This window comes from Pseudoalteromonas sp. GutCa3 (genome assembly GCF_002836155.1).
In the GTDB taxonomy this organism is placed as follows: Bacteria; Pseudomonadota; Gammaproteobacteria; order Enterobacterales; family Alteromonadaceae; genus Pseudoalteromonas; species Pseudoalteromonas arctica.
Genome location: NZ_PJBK01000067.1, coordinates 155,112 through 169,844, shown reverse-complemented (window position 1 = coordinate 169,844; position 14,733 = coordinate 155,112). Strand labels below are relative to the sequence as shown.

General features: G+C 38.6%; 11 protein-coding genes. 4 read left to right on the top strand and 7 right to left on the bottom strand.

From position 1 onward, the window contains the following. Positions 1–1,500: an amidase family protein gene (locus tag CXF64_RS10690; protein ID WP_101216988.1), complete on the bottom strand. Its 1,500-nt coding sequence runs from the start codon at positions 1,498–1,500 to the stop codon at positions 1–3. A gap of 95 nt (positions 1,501–1,595) precedes the next feature. Beyond that, positions 1,596–3,203, bottom strand: coding sequence for an NAD(P)/FAD-dependent oxidoreductase (locus CXF64_RS10685; protein ID WP_101216987.1), 1,608 nt, complete (start codon positions 3,201–3,203; stop codon positions 1,596–1,598). Positions 3,204–3,397: 194 nt separating this feature from the next. On the opposite strand from CXF64_RS10685, the gene fdxA reads away from it, so the two are divergent. The 4 genes from fdxA (at position 3,398) to CXF64_RS10665 (ending at position 8,708) form a co-directional block, all read left to right on the top strand. Further along, the gene (gene fdxA, locus CXF64_RS10680) at positions 3,398–3,721 is read left to right on the top strand and encodes a ferredoxin FdxA (RefSeq protein ID WP_007580791.1); all 324 of its coding nucleotides are present in this window, start codon (positions 3,398–3,400) and stop codon (positions 3,719–3,721) included. A gap of 136 nt (positions 3,722–3,857) precedes the next feature. Continuing rightward, the gene (locus CXF64_RS10675; protein WP_101216986.1) at positions 3,858–6,101 is read left to right on the top strand and encodes a carbohydrate binding family 9 domain-containing protein; all 2,244 of its coding nucleotides are present in this window, start codon (positions 3,858–3,860) and stop codon (positions 6,099–6,101) included. A 26-nt stretch (positions 6,102–6,127) separates the two neighbouring features. Next, complete coding sequence (locus CXF64_RS10670; protein ID WP_007580787.1) at positions 6,128–6,586, top strand: Sbal_3080 family lipoprotein; 459 nt, start codon at positions 6,128–6,130, stop codon at positions 6,584–6,586. Between the two features lie 211 nt (positions 6,587–6,797). Further along, positions 6,798–8,708, top strand: a complete 1,911-nt coding sequence (locus CXF64_RS10665; protein WP_101216985.1) for a putative bifunctional diguanylate cyclase/phosphodiesterase — start codon at positions 6,798–6,800, stop codon at positions 8,706–8,708. Positions 8,709–8,787: 79 nt separating this feature from the next. Here the strand turns inward: CXF64_RS10665 and CXF64_RS10660 are convergent, their stop codons facing one another. The 5 genes from CXF64_RS10660 to betI all read right to left on the bottom strand — a co-directional run bounded on the left by CXF64_RS10660 (position 8,788) and on the right by betI (position 14,597). Next, the gene (locus tag CXF64_RS10660; protein WP_007580783.1) at positions 8,788–9,492 is read right to left on the bottom strand and encodes a TorF family putative porin; all 705 of its coding nucleotides are present in this window, start codon (positions 9,490–9,492) and stop codon (positions 8,788–8,790) included. A 9-nt stretch (positions 9,493–9,501) separates the two neighbouring features. Further along, on the bottom strand, positions 9,502–10,719 hold the full coding sequence (locus CXF64_RS10655) for a BCCT family transporter (protein WP_024592192.1): 1,218 nt from the start codon (positions 10,717–10,719) through the stop codon (positions 9,502–9,504). 158 nt (positions 10,720–10,877) lie between these two features. Next, positions 10,878–12,545, bottom strand: coding sequence for a choline dehydrogenase (gene betA, locus CXF64_RS10650; RefSeq protein WP_101216984.1), 1,668 nt, complete (start codon positions 12,543–12,545; stop codon positions 10,878–10,880). A gap of 11 nt (positions 12,546–12,556) precedes the next feature. Continuing rightward, complete coding sequence (betB, locus tag CXF64_RS10645; RefSeq protein ID WP_101217061.1) at positions 12,557–14,020, bottom strand: betaine-aldehyde dehydrogenase; 1,464 nt, start codon at positions 14,018–14,020, stop codon at positions 12,557–12,559. 1 nt (position 14,021) lies between these two features. Further along, positions 14,022–14,597 carry a transcriptional regulator BetI gene (gene betI, locus CXF64_RS10640; RefSeq protein ID WP_101216983.1) on the bottom strand — a complete coding sequence of 192 codons (576 nt, stop codon included), beginning with the start codon at positions 14,595–14,597 and terminating at the stop codon, positions 14,022–14,024. Between the last annotated feature and the right edge of the window lie 136 nt (positions 14,598–14,733).

Here is a 14,733-nt window from a genome sequence, read left to right as displayed (position 1 = left end):
TTACTCAGGTTTTTTTGTGCCTGGTGATAACACCTCATCAATAATGTTTGCGTATAAATAAGCCGCTTGCTCGTCCTCTTTATTTGCTATTATGGACAAACCAACCGGTAAACCACTTACTTTGCCGACCGGTAGGGTTATGTGCGTTGTGCCAGCAATAGCAGATAACGAACTACTACTGCCATTAAAATTATCACCATTAACTAAGTCAGTTTTCCAGGCGGGGGATACTGTAGGCGCTATAACAATATCAAGCTTGTTGTTTTTATATACATTAACAATGGCTGTCGTTGCTAAAGTGCGATAGCGTTCTTTAGTCTCTTGGTATTTTTGTTTTTTAGTTAAATCAATAGCCTGCGATTGAACTAGGATATCTTGCTCAAAATGGGGCATTTCTGTTTTTTTATTTTGAATATTAAAATTAATAAGTGCTTTTAGGCTCTTAACAGCCACTTGTGTTGGAGTGCTTGCGAGGTAGTGATTAATTTCGGCTTTGAAGTCATAAAGTAAAATATAGTATTCATCAACAAATAGCGTATCTAAGTTATCAGTAATATCTACATTAATAACAGTGTGTCCAGCCTGTTGTAATGCTTGTAACTGCTTGGCATAAAGGCGCTGCGTTTCAACTGTAAATTTGTCGCTAGGCAGTGCACCAATAATAAGTGACGATTTTGATTTTATATTACCTGTTTTTAATTCAAACCCTGTAGTTGTTGCATCAAGGGAGTCCTCACCTTGCAAAACAGATAAAACCAGCAGCGAATCTTTAAGAGAATGCGCCATCGGCCCTACTGAATCTTGGCTACTTGAAAGAGGCACAACACCTGAGCGTGATACTTGGCCCATACTCGGTTTTATTGCATAAACTCCATTTACTGAAGCTGGGCACGTAATTGAACCGTCTGTTTCAGTCCCTAATGCTATGGGCGCAAAGTTAAGTGCTACCGCAACAGCAGAACCTGCGCTAGAACCACATGGGTTACGTGTTACATCGTGCGCATTATGTGTTTGTCCGCCTACGGCACTCCAGCCTGAAGATGAATAGGATGAACGAAAATTTGCCCACTCACTTAAATTAGCTTTACCTAAAATTATAGCGCCCGCATTACGTAGTTGTTTAACAACAAAAGCATCATTATTAGTAACGTTATTTTTAAGTGCTAAAGAGCCAGCCGTTGTAGGAAGTGTGCCTTTAGTTTCTATATTATCTTTAAGAAGTACAGGTATTCCATGTAATGGCCCAGCCCAAGTTCCATTGACGGCAAGTTCATCTAACGTTTTAGCTTGAGCAATCGCTGTAGGCTCTAAACTAATAACCGCATTATAGTGTGGATTAAGTTTATTAATTCGGTCTATATAATTTTGGGTGAGTTGCTGTGCATTAATAGAATTATTTTTATATGCACTGTGAATTTCATCGATGGTTTTTAGTTCTTGTGCTTTAGCGTTAAAAATTGCCAATACACTAAGCAACGAAAAGGTAAATGTTTTGATCATTATTGAGGTGCTTAAGGTGTTATTATTTTCTATACATTTAGCACAAAAAAGCCTCACAAAGTGAGGCTTTTCGATAAACAGCTTAAAAAAGAGGTTTAAGCGTTTTCTAGCATAGACAGTGCGACCGCTTCAGCCGCTTTAATACCATCAATACCCGCTGATAAAATACCGCCAGCGTAGCCTGCGCCTTCACCTGCAGGGTAAAGCCCTTTGGTGTTAATACTTTGGAATGTTTTATCACGCTTAATACTAATAGGCGACGAAGTACGTGTTTCAACGCCGGTTAATAAACCGTCGTTAGTTGAAAAGCCACGAATTTGTTTATTAAACGCTGGTATCGCTTCGCGAAGAGCATCAATTGCAAATTGTGGTAGCACTTTACTCAAGTCGGTTAACTTAATACCGGGTGTGTAAGAGGGTTGTACTTCACCTAAGTTTTCTGATGATTTACCTTTCAAAAAGTCGCCAATTAACTGGGCTGGTGCATCGTAGTTGCTACCACCAAGCTCATACGCTTGCTCTTCAAGTTTACGTTGTAAGTCTATTCCGGCAAGTGGATTACCTGAGAAATCTTGCTCCGGTGATATGCCTACCACAATAGCGCTGTTAGCGTTGCGCTCACTGCGTGAATATTGGCTCATACCGTTGGTAACAACGCGGCCCTCTTCAGAGGTTGCAGCGACTACTGTGCCACCTGGGCACATACAAAAGCTGTAAACTGTGCGGCCATTGTCGCAATGATGAACAAGTTTATAATCGGCAGAGCCTAAAATTGGGTTTCCTGCATTTGTACCAAAACGACATTCATCGATCATTGATTGTTTATGTTCGATTCTAAAACCGACTGAGAATGGCTTTGCTTCAACATAAATCCCCTTTTTGTGGATCATATCAAACGTGTCGCGTGCGCTGTGACCAACGGCTAATACAACATGGCGAGTGTTTAGTTGCTCGCCATTTGAAAGCGTTAAACCTGTTACTTGCCCGTCGTCTAAATGAATATCGTCAACACGTGTGCTAAAGCGAATTTCGCCGCCTAGTTCTATTATACGAGCGCGCATTTTTTCAATCATGGTGACAAGTTTAAACGTACCAATGTGTGGCTTACTTACGTATAAAATTTCATCGGGTGCGCCAGCTTCTACAAATTCAGTAATGACTTTACGACCGTAATGTTTTGGATCCTTTACTTGGCTGTATAACTTACCGTCTGAGAATGTACCTGCGCCACCTTCACCAAATTGTACATTTGATTCGGTATTAAGTGTGCGTTTACGCCAAAAACCGAACGTGTCTTTTGTACGTTCACGTACCTCTTTACCGCGCTCTAATATAATGGGATTAAAGCCCATTTGAGCAAGTAATAAGCCTGCAAATAAACCACAAGGGCCAAAGCCAATCACGACAGGGCGCTCTGTTATATTTTCGCTGGCTTGGGCTACAAATTTATAGTTTGTGTCTGGCGCTACTTTTACATGTTGGTCTTTTTCAAATGCCGCGAGTAGCTCGGCTTCGTTATCAACTTCTATATCGAGTGTATAAATCAGTAAAATAGCTGATTTTTTACGTGCATCATAACCACGCTTAAACACATTAAAACTGTGCAATTGTTCTGGTTGGATTTTTAGTTTATTTACAATTGCTTGACCAATTGCATCTTCGTCATGATCAAGTGGCAGCTTTATTTCGGTTAAACGTATCATTTATATCTCTTTTAGGTGTCATAGCGGGGTATTATTACCGCTCACAATAAGGGGATGCAGGGCACAACGGGTGTGCAAACATAAGGCGCGTATTTTACGTTAAAATAGGGTGATATGGCACTTATTTATTGTATTTTTGGAGTGGATGGGTATGATCCACAACTGTTGTTTAAAATCTTAGGTATTAAAATAGTATGGCGTTTGTAGTCACCGAAAATTGTATAAAATGTAAGTACACCGATTGCGTATCAGTGTGCCCAGCAGATGCATTTTTTGAAGGCCCTAATTTTTTAGCAATTAGCCCGATTGATTGTATCGATTGTGGTTTATGTGTCCCTGAGTGTTCAGCTGATGCTATATACCAAGAAGATGAATTACCAGAATCTCAAAAAGAGTTTACTGAATTGAATGCTGAACTTGCACTGGTCTGGCCGCGCATTACAGAGGTTAAACCTGCACCAGAGGACGCTGATATATGGAATGGCATAGACGATAAACTTAAACTACTCGAAACATAATACGTAACAATTAGTTACTCCTTTATCATTAAATAGTTAATTTTTTATTTCAAAGTATTAACAAATGTACCTGGATAAATTACAATCCCCAGCTTAAGTTACTCCCTATGAGTAATTACAGTCTAAATGGATGTTTATGCAGTACTTTATAATTATAATAAAAAAGTTTACCTTCCTATTTTTAAGTTTCGTTTTATTACTCTCAAGCCTTGATGTAGCGGCTAGTAAACAGCAAGTATCCTTATCTCGTATTGATTCAAAGATCACTATTGATGGTGTTATGGATGAAGCGCACTGGCAAAATGCGACACGTATACCTCTACTCTACCAAGATGAGCCTAACGAAAAAGGCACACCTCCTGTAAAAACTGATGCCTTTATTTACGAAGATGGCACAAACTTATATGTTGCCTTTATTGCAGAGGATCCAAACCCTGAACAAATTCGTGCATCACTTCGTGACCGCGATACGCTATGGGAAGACGACGTAGTCATTCTTGTTATTGATACATTTAATGATGAACGCAGTGGTTATGAATTTCATGTGAATCCCCTTGGTGCACAAGGCGATATAAGAATGACCGATACCGATGGATGGAGCTCAGATACCTCATGGAATGCTATTTGGGATAGCGCAGGACAAATTAACGACAAAGGTTACGTTGTTGAAATGCGTATTCCTTTTAAGGCACTGCGCTTTCCTGAAAATAAAAAAGAGCTAACGTGGGGTTTTTCAGTCATGAGAAACTACCAACGTGATGTTTTATATCAGCTATCAAATATGGGATTTGATAGAAATATAAAATGTAGCCTTTGTCAGTTTGATAAGTTAGTGGGTTTTAGCGATATTGAATCGAGTAAAAATATTCAATTAACACCTACATTGACAGCACTTCGTAACGATAATAAATCTGAATTACCGGATAACTGGGATAATGGTGATATAGATACCGAAGTGGGCTTAGATTTGCGCTGGGGTTTAACCAAGGACGCTGTTTTAAATGCGACTATCAACCCAGATTTTTCGCAAGTAGAAACAGACTCTTTAGAGCTCGATGTAAATACAACCTTTTCTATTTATTATGCTGAAAAGCGTCCTTTCTTTTTAGATGGAGCTTCTTACTTTAAAAGCAGCTTATTTGAGCTTTTATATACACGTACAATTGCAGAGCCTACTTTAGGTGCAAAATTAACGGGTAAAACGGGTGATCATAGTTATGCGTTAATGCTCGCTGATGACGACAATAGTAATATTTTACTGCCAACGAATCAGGGCTCTGGTTTTGCAAGCTTAAACGAAAAAACGAATGCTGCCGCAGGGCGTTATCAATATGACTTAGGTCAGCAAGGTACTATTGGCCTTTCAAGCACGCACAGAGAAAGTGATGACTATCACAACACTGTATTATCAGTGGATGGTAGCTACTGGTTTAATCAATCGGATACTCTTTTGTATCAAGTATCATCTGCTGATACACGTAACTCTGAATTTTTAATTCAAAATTATAACTTATCTGAAACTCAGTCAGATGAAGCATATGCCCTGGAACTTACCCGCGATAAACGTGATTACAAATTATTTGCATCTTATGAAAATATTGGGCAGGACTACCGAACTGATTTAGGTTATCAAGCTAAAGTCGATTATGAAAAAGTAGGCTTTGGTGGCGGACAAACATGGTACAGAGATGAATCTGATTTACTTACCTCATGGTCATACGAAGCTGACTGGGATAAAACGTGGGCGCAAAACGGCGACTTACTTGAAGAAGAATACGAAGGCTTTTTAAGCTTTAAAGGCCAAAAACAATCTATTTTTGAAATTGGTTTAGTGCACCGCTATGAAAACTATAACGACAATTTTTATAATCAAAATATTGGTTTTATTTATACGGGCTTTAAACCCACTAAAGATTTAAAGCTTTCGTTATATATTGAATACGCTAGCCGCATTGATTATGCAAATGAGCAATTAGGCGACGCGTTTGACACTCAAACCCAATTGGTGTGGGACATTAACGACCATTGGCAGCTCGATGTAAAACATAACTACAGTCAATTAGATAACCCGCAAGGGGATCGCGTATTTACTGCTAACTTGGTCGACTTTAGGCTTCATTATAAATTTAGCATGCGTTCAATTCTTAAATTAATTTTACAATTTGAAGACATTGATAGAGACGAAAACGCCTACTTTTACCAAGTTAGTCAAATCAATAAAGACTACGGGAGCCAGCTTGTTTACTCATATAAAATTAATGCGCAAACACTGTTTTATTTGGGTTACTCAGATAGAGGTTACCAAGACGATTCTCTTAAAAATATTGAGCGAGATCAGCGTACATTTTTTACAAAAGTTAGCTATGCATGGCAGCTTTAAATATTAAAAATAAAAAAGGAATAAATATGAATACGTTAAAAATAACAGTTGCAGCAGCAATGGTTGCCACCTTGGCCGGTTGTGCTGCAAAGCAAGACATTACTCGATTTGAAACAAACATACCTAAAACAGTATGTATTGCTGAACATAAGGCTGTTAAAGCTGGTGTTATAGATGCAATGAAAAAAGGTTTTGCAAAGCATGATGTTGAAACTCGGGTAATTCCAGCCAATTATGTATTGAAACACCAAGACTACCAGACCGAATTACCAGGTGCAGATACGACAGGATGTAATGCAGTGGCTTACTACGTAGCAAATTGGCGTTGGGATATAGCGCTCTATATGGCATACGCAAATATTTGGATTAAAGACGTTGAAACGAATGAAAAAATAGCACAAGCATCTTATCGCACCGGTGGTGGATTGGATAAGTTTATAGACGCTGAAGAAAAAATTATAGAGCTTATTGACGGTATGTATTAAATTTTAAACAATTAGAACCTTTTTGTTTATTTTTGTTAATCCCACCTATACTATATATCAAATATAATTAGTTAATCCGTTATTGTTACAATTTTTTGTTATTCTAATGGCTTAGGATTATATCAATGCTTGCGTAGTACTAAATGCAAGCGATATAATCCGTTTTTGGTAATAGGTTTGATAGGAGAAGCAAAGTAGATGGATTTTTTTTATGAGTAAACTTAAGCCGCTCGGTTTTATTTTCCTAATCATAATTCTATTTTGTTTTTGCATAAACATAGAGTTAACGAATCAGATTAATCGTATAAATTTATTTAGTACCAGTATTGATATACGAAATTTCGAAATAACGAATACCACTCTTGATATAGCTCCTTGGTATAATCCGATCTTAAATGGCCACTATATAATTGAGCAGCCCACTGCTGACTTTTTGCTTATTAAAACCACTGACACCCAGTTTGTAGCTGCTGATTCAAGTAAGTTAATTATAATGACACTTGCATCACCTATTAATTTTTTACTTTTATGTATCTTAATATTTGGTTCTGGCCTGTACTTACGCAGAGAGCGTAGAAAGCGTCATTATAAAAATCAAATAGCGGAGCTTAATCTTCAAGCCAATAGCTTACTCACTGCATTTAATTTGCAAGTAAAATCGGCAGAGAACCCTTTGGGTGTAAGCAGCTTAAGCCAATCAATAAATAGTTTAAATACGCATGTGGCTAATTATGTAAAACAAACTCAAACCAGTATATGCCAAGATAAACTGACGTTATTAATTGACCGTCATGCATATATTGAACATATCGACAGACAAATTAATCATGCTAATCAAGAAGATCTCAAGTGTGCGCTCCTGTTTATAGACCTTGATGGCTTTAAACAAGTAAACGACTCGTTTGGTCACAGTTTTGGTGATGAAATATTAGTTCAAGTTGCTAGCCGACTTGCGAATGTATTACGCCACCATAAATTAAGTAACATAAATAGTGCTAACCAATTAGAGCAAAACTTATCAAGGTTAGGAGGGGATGAGTTCTCCATTTTTATAGAATTACTTGATGATAGCGACAGAGTCGTTGAAATTGCTAAGCATGTGCTAAGTGAGCTTGAAAAAGACTTTGTGCTTGGCAATAAAATAGTAAAAATTAGTGCCAGTATTGGTATTGCGGCTTACCCAGAAAGTGCATCAACGCCTCAAGCGCTTTTACAATTAGCCGATGTAGCTATGTATAGAGCTAAAAGTGATGGTAAGGGAATATTTAAAGTTTACTCGCCAGAAATGGGTAACAAAATGCGCCGTTACCATTATTTACTTGAAGAGCTGCGTTTAGCAGTCGCGTGTAAAGATTTTTACTTATCTTTTCAGCCAATTGTGCATGTTGAAGATTGTATGATTGATTATTTCGAAGCACTTACCCGATGGGACCACCCAGTTGAGGGCATGATCCCCCCTTCAGAATTTATTCCAATAGCAGAGGAGTCTAATTTAATATTAGAACTTGGCGATTGGATTATGCTTGAATCATGTAGGCAAATGGCTGCATGGCACAATGCAGGTATGCGTAAAGTAAAAATATCAGTAAATGTTTCGGGCATTCAATTAAAGCACCGTGACATTTATGATTGGATAATGAAGAAGCTCAAAAAAACCGGTTTACCCGCTACGTCTTTAATGCTTGAAATTACAGAATCAACATTCATTAAAGCCAGTCCAAGAATTATTAAAGAGCTGAGCAGGCTAAGAGAAGAGGGTATCACTATTGCTATTGATGACTTTGGTACAGGTTTTAGTTCTTTAAGTACATTAGCGGATTTACCAATAGATGTTATTAAAATTGATCGCTCGTTTATAGCTCAAGCTAATAAAAGCCAAAAATATAATGATATATTAAATACAATTAGTGAGCTTGGACAAAAGCTTGGCCTTAAAATTGTAGCTGAAGGCGTTGAAGAAATAGGGCAGTTTGAACTTGTTAAAAAAATGGGTGTGAGTTCTGTTCAGGGTTATTTAGTAAGTCGACCTGAGTCATCAGCTAATGTAGGTAATAAAGTATTACGCAATAACACCAGTAACCTTTCAGCATCGGGTACAAGTGCTTGGGATATTGTTAGTTAGTTAGTTAGTTAGTTAGTTTACAAATAAAAATGCCACTCTAAGTAGAGTGGCATTTTTTGTTTAATCAGTAATTATTGTATTAAAGATCAAATGTGCGTGAAACAGCAAGTACAATACGCTCATCAGCATAATCGTAATCTAAGCTTGTGTTTTCAGCAGCTACTTCAATACCAAAACCTTCGTAGCTTGTTTGATATGCTAGACGGTAGTGATAATACGATTTGTCTCCCTTAGCTTGATCCCACTCAAACTTATCACCATCAAGTGAGTTTGAAATATCAAAGCTTGCACGTAGTGCATGATTAGGAGCCAGCTCATAAGTGTGAGCGATCATCGAAATAACGTGGCCTGTATCGTAACCAAAGTAATCCCAGCTGTACCAAAAGTTAAGCTCAGTTTGGCCGTATTCACTTGCATAACCAAATTTAGTGTAAGCTTCAGCGTAGTTACCATCGCTGTTATTACCTTGATAAGTGTAATAAGCGATACCGTAATCAACGCTAAATTGCTCATCAAGTTGTACATATTTACCTACGTAAGCATCAAGTTCAAAATCAGTGTCGTCACCAAAATCTACGTTTGAAGCCCATGCACCGGCGTAAACACCGCTATCAAAGGCATAGTCTAAGCTGCCTTGAATTGCAGGATCGCTATCTGTTTGTGTTACACCATTAAAAGTGTAGTCAGATGCTGCGGTGATTGTTGTTGACCAATCAGCAGCTGCGGTTGTTGATAAAACTGCAAATGGTAGTGCTACTACAAGTTGTTTTAGTTTGTTATTCATTATTAATCCCTAGTGTACTGTGTCTATTTTTGTGTAATCAATTTCGTTTGCTTTTGGTGAGCTGTCTATGTTTGTAACTGTTTTAAACTTGCTGTATCCGATAAAACCAGCACAGATAAAGAACAATCCAATAACCAATGCGCCTACCCACTGAATTTGTAAAAATTCTAATTTAAACAATAGTGTAAGTAACGATAAAGCGACAACATTTCCGATCATGTATTTCATTTTGCCAAAACGCTTTACGGTAAAGTTTAGGTTATCTGTATATAAACGCACTAACGAATCGAGTGAGTTAATTACAAATACAATACCTACAAATACCATTGCAAAGTTTTTAATGCCTTGCGTTGGAATGCCGGCTTCATGGTAGTGGTAAAGTACGCTAAACCAAATCGCAATAGGAATAGAAGGGAAAATCAACATAGCACCTAATACTTGGTATGTTTTAAGTCCACCAACAAAGCGTGATGTAAATTGACCAATCATTATGCTCCACGCAAACCACCAGAATAAGTAAAACTCATGGTAATCATTAAGCGGTAAAACAAATTCATTAATGTTTGCAAAGTAAGTACCAATAGAACCTAAGTTATCTGTAAATGCTGACATTTGACTATCACCAATCACAAATGCACCAGCCCACATAAAGGCGATTAAAGCTAAAAATAACCACGTAGTAGAAATACTTAAAATACGTACATATTTAATATCAGTACTTGAGTACACAGCAAAACAGATAGCCGCAAACACAATTAAGTAAAACTCAGAAACTATACTTGTTCCATCACCTAGTTCGGGTAAATACCACGGTAGGTTTGTAAGCAGCAAATAAGCGGTAAATGCACATGTACCAATAATTACAACGTTATTGATAAATTTAACCCAAGGAATTTCGAAAAATTTCACTTTAGGTTCTATTACACAGAAATAAAAGCACGTAAGAAAGTAAAATCCCCAGATCAAAAATCCCCAGTAGCCAAACTCAATAGCCAGTGGATTTGCAAACGCGTATTCTGGGCTTGCTTTTATGTCTGCATAACCTGCAAACTCAGTTAAAGGAAACATGATAAGGCCAACATCTAGGCCAGAAGTAAATAGTATTGCTATAAACGTAAAGGTTCGAACTGGTGTTACACCTACTACGCGAACATTACCCCATTTAATTAAAATAGTGATAATGGCAAGTAAGGTAAAAATGATCCCTGCATTAAGCCAAATAGTCATTGTTACCCTCCAGTAATGAATAAAAATAATTCATAAGCACTCCGTATTTTATTGTTTTATTCTCGCATTAACACAACGTAACCTATTTACATCGTGTGCCACTGCAAGGCACGCATTGGTTTAGCCCGACGAGACTAAACCTAAGCATGTGGCTAAAGTTAGATCTCCGTACTACGTTGTGTTTCTTGCCAGTTTTTTGTTATGGCAACATTCACATCCGATTTCTGTAATGGGTCTTTACCTAAAATTATGTCAGCTGCTTTTTCGGCAACCATAATAGTAGGCGCATTCAAGTTTCCGTTAGGAACAGTTGGGAATATAGATGAGTCAACAACACGTAGTCCTTCAATACCATGTACTTGCGTATTTGAGTTAACAACGGCCATATCATCTTCACCCATTTTGCATGAGCAAGAAGGGTGGTAGGCACTTTCTACGGCTTGGCGTACAAAGGCGTCTATTTCTTCATCTGTTTGAATATGTTTACCAGGTTGAATTTCTTCATCGCGGTATTCATCAAAGGCACTTTGTTCGATTATGTCGCGTGTTAAGCGAACGCACGCTCTAAAACCTTCAATATCGTCTTGGTGTTCAAGGTAATTAAATAAAATGGTTGGTGGTTGCTCAGGATTCGCAGAAGCAATAGTCACACTACCGCGACTTTTTGGTTTGTTATGACCAACATGTACCTGAAAACCATGACCTGCAAATGCACTTCTACCATCGTAACGCATAGCTGCTGGTAAAAAGTGATACTGAATATCTGGCCATTCAACACCGGGCTTTGAGCGAATAAACGCACACGATTCAAAATGATTCGTTGCACCTAAACCTGAACGCGTTAATAACCAGCGCGCGCCAATCAACCCTTTTGAAACAATGCCTAGTTTGCCGTTAAGCGTGATAGGTTGCTTACACTTGTATTGAAAGTAAAACTCAAGATGATCTTGTAAGTTTTGACCAACACCTGGTAGATGATGCTGTACTTCAACGCCTGCTTTTTCAAGCACTTGAGTATCACCAATCCCAGAGAGTTGTAAAATATGTGGAGAGCCAATTGGCCCTGCACTTAGTACAACGTCTTTTGCAGCATGTGCAGTTTTAACGTCGCCATTTACTTTGTATTCAATGCCGGTGGCTTTTTTGCCATCTAAAATCACGCGTTGTGCTAGTGCACCTGTAATAATTGTTAAATTACTACGCGATTTAACAGGGTCTAAATACTCACGAGAAGCAGAGCTGCGTACGCCGTCTTTTACGGTCATGTGCATTGGGCCAAAACCCTCTTGCTGCGACGCATTATAATCATCTGTAGAAGCATAACCGGCTTGTACACCTGCTTTTATAAAGGTGCGGTAAAGCGGGTTTTTCATTTCGTTGCCGTTATTAACGCCAAGCGGGCCTTTGCCACCACGGTAAGTATTTTCACCAAGGTAAAAGCTTTCTGCTTTTTGAAAATACGGTAAACACGATTGGTAATCCCAGCCGTTTGCACCGTGTTGCTGCCATTCGTCAAAATCTTTTGCGTGGCCACGTACATATACCATGCCATTAATAGATGACGAGCCGCCTAATACTTTGCCTCGAGGACAATGCATTTCACGGTTATCTAAATGAGGCTCAGGTTGCGTATGAAACTGCCATGCGTATTTGTCACTATTCATAGGAATAGATAACGCGGTTGGCATTTTTATAAAAATACTTTTATCGCTACCGCCAGTTTCAAGTAGTAACACGCGGTTGCTTGAATCTTCAGATAAACGGTTTGCTAAAACACAACCAGCCGAACCCGCGCCAACAATAATATAGTCGTAATGATTACTCATAGTAGGGCGCCTTAAAATGGGCTTTCTATGTCGGCCATACCAACATAAATAGACTTAGTTTGCGTGTATTGATCAAGAGTTTGTATACCATTTTCACGGCCAATACCCGATTGCTTATAACCGCCAACTGGCATTTCAGCAGGTGAGTTACCGTATGCATTAATCCAACAAATACCGGCTTGTAACTTATGAATCACGCGGTGCGCACGTTTAATATCGCTAGTAAATACGCCTGCAGCTAAGCCTAGGTGAGTCCCGTTAGCGCGTGCAATAACATCGTCTTCGTCGTCAAAAACAAGCACGCTCATTACAGGGCCAAATATTTCTTCTTTAACGATAGTCATATCGTCATTACAATCAATAAACACAGTCGGTGCTACAAAATAGCCATTAGGTGCAGATTTAGGTGAAAGCGTTGTACCACCGGTTAATAGCGTTGCACCTTCTTCGATGCCTTTATTAACGTAGCTCATTACTAGTTCTTGGTGCTTTTTAGAAATAAGTGCGCCAAAGTTAGTATTTAAATCTTGTGGGTCGCCAGCAATAATGTTTTTCTCAGTGCGCGCTTTAAGCTCATCAATAAACTGCTGATATACATTTTTATGAACGTAAATACGTGTACAGTTAGTACAAATTTCGCCTTGCGTATAAAAGTTACCTAACATAGCAGCGCTAACTGCTTGCTCAATGTTGGCATCATCAAATACTAATAATGGAGATTTACCACCAAGTTCCATCGTGACATCTTTTAAAGTACCTGCAGCACTTGCCACTACTTTTTTACCTGTGCCTACTTCACCCGTAAACGATACTTTATCAATATCGCTATGCTGCGTTAGCCACTGGCCTACATCGCCCGCGCCTTGAACAACATTAAACACACCTGCAGGTACGCCAGCTTCAACAAATACTTCTGCAAGTTTAATTGCGCCAAGTGGTGTTTCTTCAGATGGTTTGAATATAAATGCATTACCAGCTGCAAGGGCAGGGCCCGACTTCCAACATGCAATTTGTAGTGGGTAGTTCCATGCACCAATACCCGCACAAATACCTAATGGCTCTTTACGTGTGTAGTAAAAGTCATCACCAACCATTTGTTGTTGGCCTACTTGTGCTGGCGCAAGGCCTGCAAAGTATTCAATTACATCAGCGCCGGTTTCAATATCAACACAATTTGCTTCTTGCATTGGTTTACCGGTGTCGAGTACTTCTACAAGTGCAAGCTCATCGTTGCGCTCGCGTAAAATAGCGACTGCTTTTAATAAAATGCGGCTACGTTCAATGGGTGTCATTGCTGACCACTGAGCAAAACCTTGCTTTGCACTGGCAATGGCTGCGTTTTGAATAAATTCGTCGGCAATTTCTACTGCGTAAATAACCTCGCCCGTTGCTGGGTTTGTTACATCAAATGTTTTGCCGTTCTGGTTTGCAAGAAAATGGCCGTTAATAAAATTTTGATAGACAGGTGTAGTCACGCTAGGCTCCATATTGCTTGGTAAGTGAAAGTACGTAGCTTTTTGCTAACTTTTCACTGTGTTTAAACTGATTATTGTCTGATTTACTCAGTACTGCTCTTAACCATAGGCCATCGATCATTGCGGCGCTAAGTTCTGCAGCTTGCTTTGCTTGCTCAATAGGCATTAATTGCTTAAAAGAAAATGCTAAATTACTTTGCAAGCGTTTACTGTTTACGTTTTGTAGTCTGTGTAATTCTTCATTATGCATCGATTGCGCCCAAAAACTTAACCACGTTCGGGTTGTATCATTACGCTGTTGTACAAGCGCAAAGTTGGCTTCGATAATAATCATTAAACGTTCAATGGCATTCGTTTGGTTATTTACTTTACTTATCAAGCCTTGTTTTAAGCTTGTTAGTAAGTATCTAACAGTGGCTTCAATTAACCCCTGCTTACCACCAAAATAATGACTAATAATGCCTGACGATAAACCGGCATTTTTACTAATGCTGTTTATAGTTGTGCCTTGTAGTCCATTAGTTGCAACTGACTCTATAGTCGCGTCAATTAGCTGCTGACGTCTGACAGGTTCCATTCCGACTTTAGGCATAATTTTTATTAATTGAACGTTCAATAAACATAAGCTTAAGGTAATAGCTCTAACAATTCAAGGCTGAAGTAAATATCTAGATGCCAAAATGTAGATTAATCATTAATAAAAGCGCAACTAA